Raw genomic sequence first — 16,546 nt, forward strand, 5'->3', positions numbered from 1 at the left:
TGCCCCGTCAGGACAGCGGAGTACCGTGCAGGGTCACCGCGTCGGCCGCCCGCTCCAGTGCCGCCGTGCAGTCCCGCTCCGTCTCGGCGACGGCGACGAGGAGGGCATACCGGGAGCGGGAGTCGCCCGGCGGGTACAGCCGCAGCTCCCGGCCCGGGGCCGTCAGCGCCCGTACTTCCCGGATCTCGGGCGGCAGCCGGTCCATCGCGAACTCGACGGACTCGACCCGTACCTCCCTTTCGGGATACAAAAAGCGGACCGCGGCCGTTGCGGAGGCCCCGGACGTCCGGAAGTCCGGCGTGGCGCCGACCGCCAGATCGGCCGCCATCCGGCCGATCTCCAATCCGGTGACCAGGCCGCCGAGGTACGGGACCCGGCCGCCCCCGATCCGTGCGTTGATCTCCACGACCTTCGGGCCGGAGGAGGTCAGGCGCAGCTCGGTGTGGGTCACCGTGTCGGTCAGGCCGACGGCGGTGTGGGCATTCTGGACCACTTTGAGCAGAACGTCGTCGGACAGCAGTGGGTCGTCCGCCCGGACCGTGTGGCCCACTTCCTGGAACCCGGGGGCGTAGCCGAGCTGCTTGTGCGCCACGAACAGCGCCGTGACCTGCCCGTCGCGGCAGACCGCCTCCACACTGATCTCGGGTCCGTCGAGGTACTCCTCCACCAGGGTGGGCTGTGCGTACCGGGGCACCTCGTCGAACCAGATCCTGCCCGCCTGCTGGTAGGCCCGTGCCAACTGCCGCTCGCCGCCGACATAGGTCGCTCCGCAACTCGCTGAAAGCGCCCGGGGTTTGACCACCACCGGATAGCCGATCCGGGCTGCCGCCTCGCTCGCCTCGGCCAGACTCGCGACGGCTGCCGACCGGGCCTGCGGGACACCGGCCCGGTCGAGCGCCTTCCGGCCGGCGTACTTGTCCCGGCACGCCCTCACGGCCTCACGCGGGCTGGTACGCAGCCCCAGCACGGTCGCCAGCTCGGCGACGGCCTCCACGCGCGTCTCCTCGTAGGTGAGCACACCCGCGAATCGCTCGGGGTGGGCCCGGGCGGCGGCGGTCATCGCCGCGACGTCCAGGGTGTCCACCACACCGAACGAATCGATGTAGGGCTTTTCCCAGGTGGGAGGCGCGGGGCACAGCAAATGCAACCGGTATCCGGACGCCATGGACCGCAGTACGTAAGCGCGCCAGTGCTCGCTGCCGCTGCCTACCAGCAGCAGGAGCGGCCGCCCCGAGGAACCGGCTGAAAAGCATGCCGCATCAGTGGTGTCGGTGTTCGCTGTCGGCATGTGGGCCGGTTCCTCCGTCATGTCATGCGTGGGGGGGCAGGCGGGGCGAGCGGTGAGGGGCCGGGGCTCCTGATGCTGTCCACCCGTCGGTGGTGGACGCATCGGCCGGTGACGGGCCGGTCGTGGGCGACTTGGCCCCGGTCCCATCGTGGGCGCCTCGGGCCCTTGTCCCAGGGCACTCACATCATCACGTGACCGGCGGCCGTTATCCACCGCTGCGTTCTACGCCGAATGGGCATCCACTCTTTTTGGTCCGGGTTCTCTTCCTGGGCAGAGTTGACGGGTGAACCGAGGAAGCGCGCCGCCCTTCGTCGGAGAAACGCATCTGCTCCCGTCCGTGGGGGGGGCGGGTGGCAACAGCACACTCCGCACGGGACGCGCAAGGCGAATTCGACCGTCACTTCTTCGGTGTAAAAGATGCACGTGGACAACGCTGCCCGGACCGAGTGAAGATGACGAACGGACAGGGTCCGATACTTCCATGCCCGCCAGGCGCACCATTCCACTGCTTCGATATCTGTTCCTCCTCCGGCAACCGTCACGCCCCACCCGCCGCATCAACGCCGCAGTGCCTCCAGCCGTCGCACCACCGAAGCCGCGCCGTACGGGTCGACAGGTGCTCACTCTTCCACCAAGCCAGGTACCGCGTGTTCCGATACCGAGGCCCGAGCGGCAGCGCTTCGGGGCTGTGCCCACTCTTGCGCGTCGGCTCTTCTTCTCTTCCGGGGCCCGATGGTGTCGCCTTGACAGCGGATGCCCGGCTGGTGCCCCCACTCTGTGCACGTCGTGAGCGAAGGAGTACCCATGCTCTCAGCGGACAAGAACCGCATCCTTTCCCAGGTTCAACGCGGTACGCGAATGGGTGAACTGCTGCGCAGATATTGGCATCCGGTGGCGCCGGTCCTGGAGCTGACCCAGCGTCGCGTCAAACCCGTACGGCTGCTGGGTGAGGACCTCGTCCTGTTCCGTAAGCCGGACGGCAGCCACGGTCTGATCTCCCGGCGCTGCCCGCACCGGGGCACCGACCTCGGTATCGGCTGGGTGGACGGTGACGTGATGCGGTGCGCATACCACGGGTGGGGGTTCGACTCCGAAGGCCGTTGCGCGAGTCAGCCGTTCGAGGAGACGGGCCCGTCCGGCGGATTCCGCGACAAAGTCGGCGTCGCCGCGTACCCCACCACCACGCTCGGAGGGCTGATCTGGGCCTATCTCGGCCCCGCGCCCGCGCCGCTGCTGCCCGACTTCGAGCCGTTCACCTGGGAGCACGGCTTCGTCGAGATCATCATGACGGAACTGCCGTGCAACTGGTTCCAGTGCCACGAGAACAGCATGGACCCCGTCCATTTCGAGTGGCTGCACCAGAACGGGAACGCCGTACGCAGCGACCCGGAATCCCCCACGTATGTACCCCGGCACCTGTCGATCGACTTCCTGGAATTCGAGCACGGTTTCGTCAACGGGCGGGTGGTGGAAGTCCCCGACGTCCGCCCGACAGGTTCCTACTCGAGCACGAACGACGTGACCGACGGCGGGATCCTCAGCCTGTGGCCCTACACCCTCGCTTCCGGGAACACCATCGAGTTCCGGGTGCCGGTGGACGAACGGCGCACCCTCAATTTCACCTGGCAGTACTCCGTGCTCCCCGACGACGTACCGCCCGGCCGGCAGGATCCCGGCGCGATTCCGTACTGGTACGGCCCGCTCACCGACCCGGCGACCGGTGACATCATCACGTCGCACACCGGGAACCAGGATTTCGCCGCGTGGATCGGACAGGGAACGTTCGCGGACCGGACCGTCGAGCAACTGGGGCGCGGCGACAAAGGCATCACCCTGCTACGGCGGAGGTACTTCGAAGCGATGCGGAAAGTGGCGCAGGGGGAGGACCCGCCGGGCACGGTGCGCGACCCCGCGGCCAATGTCAGCATTCAACTGCCCCTCCTCGGCAAGGCCCGCTACACACAAGGGGTGCCGCGCGAGGTTTTCGAGAAGAAACTCGCTGCCCGCAAGAAGAACGGGCTCCTCGGGATCGGCGGATTCTGGACGGTGCAGGCCGGGCGGCCGAGCCACCTCCAGAAGGAGTACGACGAGATCGCGGGCGTCGCACGGAAGGCACCTGCCGGCAGCGTGTGACGCCTTTCGCGCAGGCGTCACTCGTACGGACCATTCAGCTGCCCGAGTCACTCACCCGGATCATTCACCACAGTGACTCGGCGCCCTCACTACCCGGGCTGAGCGGCCGTCGGAGGAGATGATGACAGCGAGGATCCCAACAGACGGGTGCATGGCTGTATCGCCGCGGTCGCTCCGTCGGCGCGACTCATGGGGGGTTCGAACGACACGCCCCGTCGGGGAGTTGATTGATGTGAGTTCATCGGGCTGTCCGGAACCACTGACGCCGCTTCGAGGTCGCTCCGCGTCACGTGTCTCCGGAGAGCGGCATCACGAGAGGACGGAGATGAACGCGGAGGCACTGCGGTTGCTCCTCACGGAGCGGCGAGCCTCAGTAGCGCCGGAATCCCATGGCCTCACGCGGCCCAGGGGAAAGGGCCGACGTGCCCCCGGTCTCGCCCAGCACCAGGTCGATCTCCTGCTCAACCGGGGCTGGGGGACCTATCAGCGTCTGGAGTCCGGCAAGTACCGGAATCCGCCCGTGGACTTTCTGCGGGATCTCGCCCTGCTGCTGCGGCTTTCCGAGCTGGAATGGGTGGCCCTGTGCCGCTACGCCGGCATCGGCGACCCGCCCAGGCCCCTCACGCCGCAGTCCGGGCAGGAGGTGCCCCAGGTGTGGCAGGAGGCTGTCGCCGGAATGACCCACGCCGCCTGTGTCATTGACGCGTCATGGAACATTCTTGCCCACAATCAGCCCTTCACCGATATTTTTCCGTACGGGAAACGCCCCACCAATACGATGCAGTGGATGCTCTTCGACGGTCGGCCCCTGCTCACCGACTGGGCCACCACCTGGGCACCGCACCTCCTGCCCCTCCTGCGGGCCGATCTGGCCGCCCGCCCCGACGACAACACGCTGCGCCGGTTCGAGGCGGCCGTACTGACGGATCCCTGCGCGGCGCCCCTCTACGAGACCGCCGGTGTGGCCGTCCACCCGGACGAGGACAGGCGTCCGCTGCAGCATGCGCGGAGCGGTCCGGGCTGGGTCAAGATGTGCATGGCACAGCCCACCACCTCACCCGGCACCCGCCTCATCATCCTGATCTTCACACCCTGCGCGGGAGGTCCGGCCGGTCCGGCGAGCGGCGTCTGCGGCTCGGCCACGTCGGTGGCCGGACGGATAGCCAGGCCGCCGTGTTGCGACAGCCGGCCCCAGCGGGACGCGCCGGCCCGAGCCGCGGAGAATCTCCGCGCGATACTCTCCGCCCACCGCTGAACCGTCGTTGCGGGCCGCCGCTCCCGAACGTGGTGGCTGGTGGCTGTCCGTCTCCCCTCCGTACCAGGGATCGAGTCGATGTCTGCTGCCCCGGAAGTGTCCGCCGCCCCGGACGGCCGTGCCCCACGGCGTGTGCTCTCCAGTTACCGGGACCTGATGGCGGTCCCGGGCTTCTGGAGGAACGCGCTCGTCGGAAGCATCTCCAAACTCCCGCCCAGCATGGTCGCATTGAGCCTGCTGCTGTTGGTCGGCCGGGACTACTCGTACGGCACCGCGGGCCTGATGGTGAGCGGTTCGGCGATCGGGCAGGGGGTGACGGCGCCGCTGCGCGGACGGCTGATCGACCGGTACGCGCCACGACCGGTCCTGCTGGGCTTCCTTACCGCCCATCTGACGGTGACCGCGCTGCTGCTGTTCATGGTGCGGAACGGGGGGCCCGCGCCGGTGATCCTGATCACCGCGGTCGGCCTGGGGGCCACCGCCCCGCCGGTCGCGGTCATGATGCGCGCGGTGTGGTGTTCGGCGGGCGAGGGGGCGACGCTGACGACGGCCATGGCCCTGGATTCGTCCATGATGGGCGCCGCGCTGATCACCGGCCCGGTGCTGGCCGGCTGGCTGAGCCTGTCGGTGTCGCCCGTCGCCCCGTTCTTCGTCACCGCGACGCTGACGGCGCTTTCGGTCCTCCTGCTGGTGGACGCCCCGCCCGCGCCGCGTTCCGCAGCCGGCGCCCGGGGGCACTGGCTGGGGCCGCTGGCCTCACGCCCCTTGCGGCGGCTGCTGGCCGCGAGCGGACTGTTCGTGACCGCCGTGACCGCCGTCGACGTGCTCCTGCCGCTGTACGCCAAGGAGCACGACGCCGGCGCGTACACCGGTCTCTACCTCGGCGCACTGTCCGTCGGCAGCGTGGTGGGGAGCTTCGGTCTGGGGGCCGTACCCGACCTGCTGGCCCGTGGGCCGAAGGCATTCGTCCTCCTGATCGTCTTCGTCCTCGGTACGGGAGTGCTGTGCCTGGGCACGCGGCTGTCCCCGGAGATGGTGCTGCTGCTCTGCCCGGTGGCCGGGCTGGCCATCGGTTCCACGTTCGGGACGCTGCGGACGATCGGCGGCGAACTCGCGCCGCCCGGCCGGATGACCGAGACGATGTCCTGGCTCAGCAGCCTCGATCTGGCCGGGGGCGCGGTCGGCGCCGCGGTCTTCGCGCAGTTCGCAGCCGCCCGGGGAAGCGGGACGGCACTGCTCGTGGTGCCCGCGGTGGCTCTGCTGGCCGCGGTGTTCGGCTGGGGCGCGCGGACGAGTGCGGAGCCGCTGACGGCCGACGCGAACGGCTCCGGTGCCACGCGCGGTTGATGGCGCGGCTCCGGTGTCCGCGGGGTGGGCCACGAGGCGCCGGCGGTGTGTTCGCGCGTGCGCGCCGCGAACTCCCCGACCTCATGAACGGTTGCAGAAAAAACCGTCCTTCACTGACCCGATAAATGGGATTATTGAGGCCGGGAAAGACGGGGAATGATAAATACAGAAAATTCTGTTTTATCGCTCTCCAGGAAACCTGTGCGCGGGCGCGGTAGGTGCGTCGGTAACAGCGCGCCCGGGCGGGCGTGCGCAGCGGGCTGTGAGGCAGCAGGGGGCGAGCCGCATCGGGCCGAGGCGCACCGCGGCGTCTGCCGGATGACATAACGAGCGTCCCACTGCCCCGCGGAGCTTGCACGCCCGGAGCTTCGGTGTCTTGTCATCGCAGTTCGAAACGACGGAGGTTGACTCCCCATGTCCAGCATCGTCGTCCTCAACCCGGTGAAATTCGGCCTCCATTACAAACGGGCGGTCCAGGCCAGAGGATACCGGCTCATTTCGCTTTACTCCTTCAGCAAGGAGTTGCTGGAAGAACGCTGGCCGTGCCATGCCGATGGTGACGATGTCTCCCTCTACAGCCGGGACCTCGATGGGATGCTGAAGGAACTGGAGCCGTACCGGGACGACATCCGCGCGGTGCTCTCCGGCAGCGATGCGTCCGTCGACTTCGCCGACCGTCTGGCCCACACGCTTCACCTCCCCGGCAACGGTGTGGAACTGGCCTATGCCAGGAACCACAAGGACGCGATGCGCCGGGTGGCCGGACAGGCGGGGCTGCGCATCCCCCGGTACCGGTCGGTCACATCGATCGCGGACATCCCCGCCGCCGCGCACGAGGTCGGCTTCCCCGCCATCGTGAAACACACCTATGGGGGCGGGTCCCACGGCGCCGTGCTGCTTGCCGACGATGCGGCGCTGGCCGGCCTGGGCCGCCTGGTGAAGTTCGACCACTTCCGTGATCCGGTCCGGAAGTGGCTGGTGGAACAGTACATCCGCGGCCGGGAGATCGCGGTGAACACCATGAGTTACGACGGGCAGCACCAGATCATCGACATGTGGTTCTACTCCCAGCCCGACGACTCGGACTACGACTTCCCCTACTGGAACAACGTCCAGATCAACCGCGAGGACCCGGACTGGGACCGGGTGGCCGCCTTTACGCACGAGGTACTGGATGTCTTCGGCGTACGTATCGGCCCCGGGCACACCGAGGTGAAGTGCAACGCGGACGGCGTGTACCTGATCGAGGTCGCCGCACGCCTGGCCGGCGGCCCCGTCACGGACATGTGGCTGGCGCACAGCGACTTCAACCCCTACTACGCCGATATCGACTGCCGCACCGGCCGGCGCCCGGAAGCGCTGGGGCAGCACATCACGTTCGACGCGGTCTTCGGCGCGATCGCCGTTCGCAACGAGGGCGCCCCGGGAGTCCTGCGGGAGATCAAAGGGCTGGACGCGTTCTCCACGGGCCCGGGTGTCGAAAAGGTACTGGTCGCCTATGCCCCCGGTGACTGGGTCCCCACCACGGACAGTACGACCAATATCCCGCTGGGCGCGTGGGTGTCCGGTGACACCGCGGCCCAAGTCCGTGAGCGAATACACCGCTTGCGCGATCTCGTACAACTCGATATCGACCGGGAAGCGGACGGACCTTCTGATGCTTGACTTCCGCAGCGACACTTTCACCAGGCCCCACCCCGGGGTGACCGCGAGCAACCAGGTTGCTCCGCGGCGGTGCGCTCTGCCCACGCTGCTCGGCCTGCGGAAGACACCCCCGCGGGAAAGAGCGACGTACGGACACGAACGGAAAGGGAAAGGCCGATGACGTCGGCCAAGACGCTGGTCGTCCTGTCCGGCGGCATCGACTCCGTCGTGCTCGCCCACGCCTGCAAGGCCGAGGGAAGAGAACTATCCGCCATCGCGATCGACTACGGCCAGCGCCACCGCAAGGAACTGGAGTACGCGGGACGGGCCGCCGGAAAGCTGAACATCGACCTGACCATCGCCGATCTCGGCGGCTATTCCCGGCTGATGCGTGGCTTCTCCCTGACGGACGCCGACGTCACGGTTCCCGACGAGCACTACACCCGTACCGGAAGCGTCAATGTCGTCCCGAACCGCAACCCGGTCTTTATGACGGTCGCCTACGCCCATGCCGTACTGGCCGGAGCGCAGGAAATGTGTCTCGGGTTCCTCGCCGAGGACGCGGCCACCGCGCCGGACACTTCGCCCGCGTTTCTGACGGCGTTCAACGCGATGGAAGCCCGAGCCCTGGAAGGGCTCGCTGATCCACCACCCCGGGTGACCGCCCCGCTGCTCACCCTGCGCAAGGCCGACGTTCTGCTCCTGGGCGCGGAGCTCGGCGTCGACTGGCGCGAGACTTGGACGTGCTTCAAGGGCGAGCGGTTCCACTGCGGAAGCTGCGCGTCCTGCCACGACCGCCGCAACGCGTTCGCCGAAGCGGACCTCACCGACCCGACCCGATATCAGAGGTGAACTCCGCTTCCGGCGAGCCGAGAAGGACCAGGCGAAGCCGAGCCCATGCCAGCCGAAACGGCCTGGCGAGTATCGAGAGACCAGAACGGACGGAGCTGCACCCATGTATGCGATCACCAAGGAATTTCACTTCTCCGCAAGCCACCAGCTCGGCGCCCTGCCGGCAGGACACCAGTGCGCCAGAATGCACGGCCACAACTACCTGGTGGTTCTCGAACTCCGCTGCGACGACACGGAACTCACCGAGACCGGTTTCGTACGCGACTTCGGGGAACTCGACGAGTTCAAGCACTGGCTCGACGCGACCTTCGACCATCAGCACCTCAACGACGCCGTCCCCGGAATGAATCCGTCCGCGGAAAATTTGGCCTGGTGGGTCTATCACCAGTGGGTCGAACGGCTGCCGGAACTGAGCTGTGTACGGGTATCGGAAACGCCCCGGACCTGGGCCACCTACCGTGGGAAGTAAGAGCGGTGCGATGAGCCGGCAGGAGACAACGCGCGGCCGGAAGATCGTCGTCAATGAAATCTTCGGTCCGACGATTCAGGGCGAGGGCCCCTCCATGGGGCGCATCTGTTCCTTCGTCCGGCTCGGCGGCTGCAATCTGACCTGTACCTGGTGCGATACGCCGTACACCTGGGACTGGACCGGGCAGAGCAACGAGGGCACGGCGTACGATCCGAAGGCCGAATTGCACGCGATGCACGTCCTCGACGTGGCGGACCTGCTCAGGGCCATGGATGTCCGGCTGGTCGTCATCTCCGGTGGTGAACCACTCCAGCAGCAGCAAACCGTGACGCTCCTGTGCCACATGCTGAAGGAGAGTGGGGTATCCGTCGAGATCGAAACCAACGGGACCATCGCGCCATCGCCCGCATTGACGGCGACGCAAGCCCGCTTCAACGTCTCGCCCAAATTGCGGCACAGCGGCATGGGGCCGGAACGGACGGTAATACCGGTCGCGTTGCGGGCCCTGAACGCCACCGGTGGCGCGGCTTTCAAGTTCGTCTGCCGTGGCCCAGCCGATCTCGAAGAGGTCGACGCCATCGTCGCGCGCCACGGCCTGGAATCCGTCTGGATCATGCCGGAGGGACAGGACCAGGAGACGCTGACCCGCCATATGTCGTCGCTCGTTGACGCCGTCGTCGCCCGGCGGTGGAACATGTCGACCCGTATCCATGTGCAGGCGTGGGGGAACCGCAGGGGTGTGTGATGGTGAAAGCCGCCTGGGAAAGGCAGGAAGCGGTCGACGTATCCGTCGACGCCGCCCGGCTCGAAGAGCTGGCCCGGCAGATTCTGATCGAAATCGGGGAGGACCCGACCCGCGAAGGACTCCGCGAGACTCCGCGACGTTATGCCCAATGGTGGAAGGAGTTCGTGGAGTACGACGCCGGAAAGGTGGATACCCTGTTCGAGAGCAGTACCCTGGGCCAGACGGTCATGGTCTCGGGCATGACCGTCTGGTCGTTGTGCGAACACCACTTGCTTCCGTTCAGCTGTGACCTGACTGTGGCCTACAAGTCCGGCGGGGTACTGCTCGGACTCTCGAAGTTCGCCCGTATCGCGCACAAGCACGCACACAAATTGCAGGTACAGGAACGACTCGTGGTCGACATCGCAGACGAGATCTCCGACATCACCGGGACGAATGACTTGGCCGTGATGGGGCGGGGTGAACATCTCTGCATGACCATGCGCGGTATCCGCACGCCTTCGACGATGTCGTCATCCATTTTCCGTGGGGTGTTCGACCAGTCGGAGCGTGCCCGGGCGGAACTCTTCGCCCAGCTCGGGGTGAAGTGACCGCGGCGGGCCGCGGGGCGATGGCCGGGGGCGCGGTCCCCGCACGTACGGGGCAGCCCCCTGTGGCCGCCGATTCCTGATCCGGATCGCCAGGGAGTGCACCACGAGGGCGGTCATGTCCTCGCCGGGGACGCTGGTGTGCTGGCCTTCGGCGGCTTGGACGGCCTTGGCGGCGAGTTCGTCGGCGTTGCGGGCCTTGCGGTTGCACAGCCAGGTGGCCATTCGTCGGCGGCCGACCCGACGGATGGCAGCCGGGGCCTGGTAGCCGGTTAGGAGAAGCAGGGGCCGACGCTCAGGTCGAGCTCGTGCTCCAGACCAGGGAAGATCTCGGTGAGGTGGCCGCGGAGCCGGTTGATGGTCCGGGTGTGCTCGTCGCTGAGGTCGCGGCGGTGCCGGGTGAGGACCTTCAGCTCGGACACCAGCTCGTCGCCTGACCGCAACACGGCGAGGTCGCGCCGGATGCGGGCCTGACCGGCGATCACCGCCGCGTCCTTCGCGTCGGTCTTGCCATCGCCGCGGTAGCCCTCAGAAGCTCTGTTGACCGCCCGACCGGGGATGCCGTCTCGTTGTTGGTGACGTGTCGGGACAGCAGCCGCTTACCGGTTTCGTCGATCACCATGCAGTGGTGATGGGTCTCCCGGCGTCGATACCGGCCCAGATCGCTGTCACGTGCGGTCCACGGCTGTCTCGGCCGGAGACCGGACGGGCCCATCTCCCCAGATTCTTCCCAGCGGCCTGAAGGGGGCGCGCCGCGCGCACTCTGCGGCGTTCGACCCGCGGCACACCTGCGCTGACGCCGGTTGCTCAGAGCCAATCCCGGCGCTTGAAGATGACGTACAAACCAGTACATACGACCGCCATCAGGACGATGGCGAAGGGGTAGCCGAGCACCCAGTGCAACTCCGGCATGTGATCGAAGTTCATGCCGTAGATGGTGCCGACCAGGGTGGGGGCGAAGAGGATGGCCGCCCACGAGGAGATCTTCTTGATCTCCTCGTTCTGTTCGAAGCCCGCCTCTGCGAGGGCGCGCATCTCGGCGTTCTGTTGCTGGTTCACGAGGGTGGCGTTGACGGTGAGGATGTCCTGGAGGGCCTGGCGGAAGCCGTCCACGCGTTCGGTGGTGTGGGTGGCGTGGTCGGCGACGTCGCGCAGGTAACGGCGGAGTTCCTCGTCGATGCCGTATTTCTCGAAGCCCGCGGTCAGGCTTTCCAGCATGCTGTTCAGGGGGCGGGTCGCGCGCTGGAATTCCACGACCTCGCGGGACAGTTCGTAGATACGGCGGGAAACGCGCGGGTCGCCGCCGAAGACCTCGGTCTCGATCTCGTCGATGTCGTTCTGGACACCGGCGATCACCGGAGCGTAATCGTCCACGACGGCGTCGAGAATCGCGTACAGGACCGCCTCGGGGCCGCGGTCGAGCAGTTCGGGGGCGGCTTCCATGCGGCGGCGTACGGCGGGCAGGTCGGGGGCGCCACCGTGCCGGACGGTGATCACGAAATCGGGGCCGACGAAGACGTGCAGTTCGCCGAAGTCGACCTCCTCGGGGTCGTCCAGGTAGCGCGCGGCGCGCAGGACGACGAAGAGGGTGTCGCCGTAACGCTCCAGTTTCGGCCGTTGATGGGCCTCCAGCGCGTCCTCGACGGCCAGCGGGTGAAGGTCGAATTCCGATGCCAGGGTGACCAATTCGGAGGACGACGGCCGGTGCAGGCCGATCCAGGCCATGGAGCCGGCCGTGGTGCGCAGGTGCCGGAAGGTGTCGGCGAGGGTTTCGTGGGTACTGAGGCGATGTCCGTCGCGGTAAAGAGTGGCATTGATGACACTGCCGGTGGACGGGGCTCCGGCGTCCGGCGCCGGCGACTCGTCCGTGGAGTCGGCTCGCGCCGCGGCGGCCGGCCGCTTCTTCGCCGGCTTGCGGAGCCCGCGCAGGCCGCGCAGCCCGCGGCCGGGAGGATCGACGCTCATGACGGGACCGACCTATGTAACAGAGGGAGTGAACAGGACCAAGGGATCTCGTCGCAGGATATATGTCCGGGGGGTCGGCGGTGATCAGTGGTCATGGTGCAGGATGGGAGCCGGGTGACGCCATCCGTGTGTCGCACCCGAAGACGTATATGTGTTTATCCCTACAATTACGCGATGCAGATAGCGAAGTTGTCCAGCCCCTCCGGGAGAGGTGATTCGGTGAACGGGCCCGACGCCACCGACGAACAGTGGGAAGGGCTCGCCGAGGTCGTTCCCCTTCGCAGCGGCAGTGAATGGCCCTCGTGGCCCGATCACCGTGCCCTGCCCGACGAGGAACCGGGCGAGGAGATGCGGCGGTTCGTCGTCATCCGGGTGCAGACCTTCGCCGACGCGCGTGAGGTCGCCGAGTACCTGATGGCGCAGATCCCCGTCCTGCTCGACCTCAGCAGCGCCGACGCCGACGTGGCCAAACGCATCCTGGACTTCTCCAGCGGTGTGGTCTTCGGGCTCGCCAGCGGGATGCACCGGGTCGACACCAACGTCTTCCTGCTCGCGCCCGTCGGCACCGAGGTCGCCGAGCCGCCGGCGGGTCTCGTACCCCGATCGTAGGAAGGCGTTGCAGCCGTAACGGTTTTGCTTTCGCCGGTTGCCTAGCGTCCTCGTATGGACACAGAAAGTGTGCGCCCGGCGGTCACCGAATTACGTCTGTCCGCCTTCAAGTCGCACCGTGGCGCGACCTTCCCGCTGGGCCCGTTGACCCTCCTGACCGGCGCGAGCGGCAGCGGGAAGTCCAGCGTGCTGCAGGCGTACGAGATCCTCGCGCGGCTCGGCAGCGGTGCCCGGCTCGGGCGGGCCGTGGCGGCGGCGCCGGGAGGCGCGGCCGGGTGCGTACCGGCCTGGGCGCGTCCCGACGGGCAGGGCAGACGCGGATTCCGCATCGGCTGCACGGTCGACGGCCCGGTCGGCCCGGTCCGGCTCGACGTCGCCGTACAGGCCGAGCCGGAACTGCGCATCGTCGGCGAACGACTGACGGGTGGTGGCGAGACCCTGCTGTCGACGGCCCTGACGGACCCTGCCCGGCGCGCGGTGCAGGCCGCCTGGTACACGGCCGGAGCGACACCCGTGACGCGCGCGCCGCTGCCCGACGACCGTCTGGGTACGGCGCTGCTGCCGTTACGGGTCGCGGGCAAGACGGCGGGGCAGCGGCTCGTGCTGGCGGCGGCGGAACAGGTGGTTGTGGCGCTGCGGTCGGTGTTCGCGTGCGATCCGCGGCCAGAAGTGATGCGCGGGGCGGGGCCGGGGAGCGGGTGCGGTGCGGGCGCGGCGGCGGGTACGGAGGCGGCGAGCGGACCGGGGCCCAGGGGGGCGACCAGATGCAGCTCCGGGAGCAGCGGGTACGGGACCGGGAGTGCCGCCGTGCCCGGAGCCCGCGCCGCCGGTGCCCGCGGTGCCGGCCGCGCAAGCCGCGAAAACGTCGGCGGCAGCTATGGCTCCCGTGCCGCCACCCCAGGACCGGTCGAGCCCGCCGGACCCGGACAGGGCGGGCCGGGTGGGCCGGGCGTCCCGAGTGGGCCGCCGGACGGGCTGGGCGGTTCCATCGACCCGAGCGGCGCCGCTGAGCCCCGTGGAGTCCCAGGAAACCGTGGCACCACCGGGACTCGCGGCGCTGCCGGAACTCGTGGTGCCACTGGTTCCGGCAGCGCCTCCCGCCCTCCGTCCCGCGCCGGTTCATGCGCTGACGCGCGCACGGAGGGCGACCCGCCGGAAGGCTCTCCGGAAGCCTTCGCGGCCGCGTCCGGCGGTGCGGGGGTGGCGGACGACGGCGGCATGTTCGGCGGAAGCTGGGGATGGTCCGCCGGGGACGGGCGGCTGCGTACCGCCTGCGACAACCTCCCCGCCGTACTGGGGCGGACGAGCAGGGAGTGCGCGCGGCGGCACGCGGTGCTGGTCGAGGCGGTGCGCGCCGGCTGCGTCGGGCCGGTCGCCGGTCTTCGGGCCGAACCGGTGGAACGCGGCGGCACGGTCGGCATACGGGCACTGGTCGAGCGCGGCGGGCTGCCGGCGACGCCGCTGGAGCAGCTCGGGGACGGCGAGCTGCGTTACGTCGCGCTCGCGCTGGTGCTCCTCACGGGCCCGGAGGTGCTGGCCATGGACCCGGCGGGCGAGGTGCTCGCCGCCCGCCAGGTGCTGGGGCTGATGGCGGACGGACTGGACCGGAGTCTCGACGGCCGGCAGGCGCGGGCGCTGCTGGAACTCGCCGTACGGATGGTCGGGCGCGGGCACGTCCGGCTGCTCGGGACGGTACGGGACGCGTCGGCCGCCGAAGGGCTGCCCGAGGTGCAGGTGCTACACCTAGGAGCATGAGTGAAGATCTCCATGCACTGCAGAAGCGGCTCGCCGAGTTCGCCGCGGCCCGCGACTGGAAGCAGTACCACACCCCCAAGAACCTGGCCGCGGCTCTCAGCGTCGAGGCCGCCGAACTCGTCGAGATTTTTCAGTGGTTGACACCGGAGGAGTCGGCGCGGGTCATGAGCGACGCGACAGCCGCCGGGCGGGTCGAGGACGAGGTCGCCGACGTACTGGCGTACCTCCTGCAGTTCTGCGACGCCCTGGGCATCGATGTGCTGCAGGCGCTGGCCGCGAAGATCGAACGTAATGAGACACGATTTCCCGTGAAGGGGGCCGAACGAGCCAATCGTCACTCTATGGAGTGAAGGATCTTTCCACATCGTCTTGGTTGTCCACAGATTTGCGAATTCCTCTGGCCTTTTCGGCCTTTGAAGTTCACGCTGGGTAGTGGCAGGTAGGTGCGGCGAAGCTGACAGTGGTCTGAGGGAGGGGGTCGCGGATGGACGCGGTGCGCATCATCGCGGCCAGTCGGCGCGGTCTGGCGCAGGCGCAGACGGTCCAGGAGATCGTCGTCGAGGCGTGGCAGGCACAGGCATTGGCCGAGGCGGTGGGCAGCCATCTTGCGATATCCGGGCCGCACGAAGTGCGGTCCCGGGCGCGGGGATTGGGCGATGCGGGAGGGAGGACGAGCGCGGTACTGCTGATCCCCGCGCCGAGGATCGGTGGGCCACGGGCAGCCCAGCTCTCCGAAGTACGGGACACCCTGGCGGCCCTGCGAGGGCTGAACTGGCTGCTCGGCGAGGTGTGCGAGGCATTGGTGGGCGTGGTCTGCGCGGCGGACGAGGAGGGGATGTACTGGACCTGCGTGGAGGCGATGGACGTGGCCGACGAGTCCCGAGACCGGGTCACCGGCATACTCAAACACCTCGCCGTACGCTCCCCCGACACACCCTGACGGGCGCACGCACCGGCGCGAGCTACTGAAGGGACCGACGCGAGCCGCCGGGCGCCGGCGGGAGCCGCTCCGGGCGTCCGTGGGAGCCGGCCCGGGGGTCGGCGGGGGCTGCTCCGGGCGTCCGCGGGAGCTGGTCCGGGTGCCGGCGGGGGCTGCTCATGGGTGCCGGTGGGGGCGCTCAGGGGTGTTGGCGGGAGTTGCTCCGGTGCCGGCGGGAGGTGCTCAGGGGCGCCGGGGTGGGTGCTCCGGGTGTCGGCGGGAGTTGCTTCGCGGTGGCGGCGGGAGCTGCTCCGGGCGTCGGGGGAGCTGCTCCTGGGGAGCTGGGGCGGGTGTGTGCCGAGGGCGTGGGGTCCGGGGCGAGTGCGAGGTTGGTTGGGGCGTCGGCGGAGGGCTTGACGCCTTGTGCCTGCCGCTTGTTTGCCTACGCTGTCGCCTGTCGCCTGTCGCCTGCCGCCTGCCGCCTGCCGTCTGCCGTCTGCCGTCTGCCGTCTGCCGTCTGCCGTCTGCCGTCTGCCGTCTGCCGTCTGCCGTCTGCCGTGTGTCGGATGTCCGCACGCTTGCCTGGGGGCTGGATGGGGGCGACGGTGCGCGAGCTTGAGCGTGGGGAGTGCATGAGTCTGTTGTCAGGTTGATGGGCGTGCAGTTCCTGCCTCGGGCTCCGGCCGGGAGCGGGAGCGGGAGCGGAACTGGGGGTGGGGCCGGGGCGGGGGGAGGGGGGCCGCCCCATGCGGGGGCGCGATTTGGCCGGAGGTAGTTCCGGTCAGGCTGCCCTATGTGGGCGGCAGTTCGTCGGAGCTCAGAGCTGAGGGCTGAGGGGGCAGAGCTGAGGGCTGAGGGCTGACCTCTGAGAGGTCAGAGGCGGGGGGGTGCCTCTATGTCTTCCGTCAAGGCGCCCGGGTTCAGTTTGGGGTGGTTTGACTGGCGGAGGTCAGGCGGCGAGCTGGACGTCTGTGGGGA

The 16,546-nt window shown here is 68.7% G+C and carries 13 protein-coding genes and 3 pseudogenes; 13 read left to right on the forward strand and 3 right to left on the reverse strand.

What is annotated here, in order from left to right:
- Window positions 1–7: 7 nt before the first annotated feature.
- The gene (locus tag AB0A97_RS40770) at window positions 8–1,288 is read right to left on the reverse strand and encodes an ATP-grasp domain-containing protein (RefSeq protein ID WP_361160929.1); all 1,281 of its coding nucleotides are present in this window, start codon (window positions 1,286–1,288) and stop codon (window positions 8–10) included.
- Window positions 1,289–2,092: 804 nt separating this feature from the next.
- On the opposite strand from AB0A97_RS40770, the gene AB0A97_RS40775 reads away from it, so the two are divergent.
- The 8 genes from AB0A97_RS40775 (at window position 2,093) to folE (ending at window position 10,323) form a co-directional block, all read left to right on the forward strand.
- Window positions 2,093–3,421 carry a Rieske 2Fe-2S domain-containing protein gene (locus AB0A97_RS40775; RefSeq protein ID WP_361160931.1) on the forward strand — a complete coding sequence of 443 codons (1,329 nt, stop codon included), beginning with the start codon at window positions 2,093–2,095 and terminating at the stop codon, window positions 3,419–3,421.
- A 520-nt stretch (window positions 3,422–3,941) separates the two neighbouring features.
- On the forward strand, window positions 3,942–4,676 hold the full coding sequence (locus tag AB0A97_RS40780) for an XRE family transcriptional regulator (protein WP_361160934.1): 735 nt from the start codon (window positions 3,942–3,944) through the stop codon (window positions 4,674–4,676).
- A gap of 78 nt (window positions 4,677–4,754) precedes the next feature.
- On the forward strand, window positions 4,755–6,023 hold the full coding sequence (locus AB0A97_RS40785) for an MFS transporter (protein WP_361160937.1): 1,269 nt from the start codon (window positions 4,755–4,757) through the stop codon (window positions 6,021–6,023).
- Window positions 6,024–6,437: 414 nt separating this feature from the next.
- Window positions 6,438–7,688: an ATP-grasp domain-containing protein gene (locus AB0A97_RS40790; protein WP_361160939.1), complete on the forward strand. Its 1,251-nt coding sequence runs from the start codon at window positions 6,438–6,440 to the stop codon at window positions 7,686–7,688.
- Window positions 7,689–7,844: 156 nt separating this feature from the next.
- The gene (locus AB0A97_RS40795) at window positions 7,845–8,519 is read left to right on the forward strand and encodes a 7-cyano-7-deazaguanine synthase (protein WP_361160941.1); all 675 of its coding nucleotides are present in this window, start codon (window positions 7,845–7,847) and stop codon (window positions 8,517–8,519) included.
- 103 nt (window positions 8,520–8,622) lie between these two features.
- Window positions 8,623–8,988 (forward strand): 6-carboxytetrahydropterin synthase, encoded by a 366-nt coding sequence (locus AB0A97_RS40800; protein WP_361160944.1) that lies wholly within the window; start codon window positions 8,623–8,625, stop codon window positions 8,986–8,988.
- Window positions 8,989–8,998: 10 nt separating this feature from the next.
- Window positions 8,999–9,733 carry a radical SAM protein gene (locus AB0A97_RS40805; protein WP_361160947.1) on the forward strand — a complete coding sequence of 245 codons (735 nt, stop codon included), beginning with the start codon at window positions 8,999–9,001 and terminating at the stop codon, window positions 9,731–9,733.
- Window positions 9,733–10,323: a GTP cyclohydrolase I FolE gene (gene folE, locus AB0A97_RS40810; protein WP_361160949.1), complete on the forward strand. Its 591-nt coding sequence runs from the start codon at window positions 9,733–9,735 to the stop codon at window positions 10,321–10,323. Before AB0A97_RS40805 ends, folE begins: the two co-directional genes overlap by 1 nt.
- An 87-nt stretch (window positions 10,324–10,410) precedes the next feature.
- Here the strand turns inward: folE and AB0A97_RS40815 are convergent.
- Both AB0A97_RS40815 and AB0A97_RS40820 read right to left on the reverse strand, forming a co-directional pair.
- Window positions 10,411–10,992 (reverse strand): annotated as a pseudogene (locus AB0A97_RS40815) (IS110 family transposase); the annotation flags it as partial.
- A 135-nt stretch (window positions 10,993–11,127) separates the two neighbouring features.
- Window positions 11,128–12,285 carry a magnesium and cobalt transport protein CorA gene (locus tag AB0A97_RS40820; protein WP_361160953.1) on the reverse strand — a complete coding sequence of 386 codons (1,158 nt, stop codon included), beginning with the start codon at window positions 12,283–12,285 and terminating at the stop codon, window positions 11,128–11,130.
- Window positions 12,286–12,504: 219 nt separating this feature from the next.
- On the opposite strand from AB0A97_RS40820, the gene AB0A97_RS40825 reads away from it, so the two are divergent.
- The 5 genes and pseudogenes from AB0A97_RS40825 (at window position 12,505) to AB0A97_RS40845 (ending at window position 15,589) form a co-directional block, all read left to right on the forward strand.
- Window positions 12,505–12,894, forward strand: a complete 390-nt coding sequence (locus AB0A97_RS40825) for a cell division protein SepF (protein WP_031004748.1) — start codon at window positions 12,505–12,507, stop codon at window positions 12,892–12,894.
- Window positions 12,895–12,948: 54 nt separating this feature from the next.
- Window positions 12,949–13,572: pseudogene (locus AB0A97_RS40830) on the forward strand (ATP-binding protein); the annotation flags it as partial.
- Between the two features lie 570 nt (window positions 13,573–14,142).
- Window positions 14,143–14,649 (forward strand): annotated as a pseudogene (locus AB0A97_RS40835) (biotin transporter BioY); the annotation flags it as partial.
- The gene (locus AB0A97_RS40840; protein WP_030021704.1) at window positions 14,646–14,999 is read left to right on the forward strand and encodes a nucleotide pyrophosphohydrolase; all 354 of its coding nucleotides are present in this window, start codon (window positions 14,646–14,648) and stop codon (window positions 14,997–14,999) included. The pseudogene AB0A97_RS40835 and the gene AB0A97_RS40840, both read left to right, overlap by 4 nt.
- A 134-nt stretch (window positions 15,000–15,133) precedes the next feature.
- Window positions 15,134–15,589 carry a DUF6099 family protein gene (locus AB0A97_RS40845; protein WP_361160955.1) on the forward strand — a complete coding sequence of 152 codons (456 nt, stop codon included), beginning with the start codon at window positions 15,134–15,136 and terminating at the stop codon, window positions 15,587–15,589.
- Window positions 15,590–16,546: the final 957 nt, after the last annotated feature.

This window comes from Streptomyces sp. NPDC045470, assembly GCF_040646595.1.
Classification (GTDB): domain Bacteria; phylum Actinomycetota; class Actinomycetes; order Streptomycetales; family Streptomycetaceae; genus Streptomyces.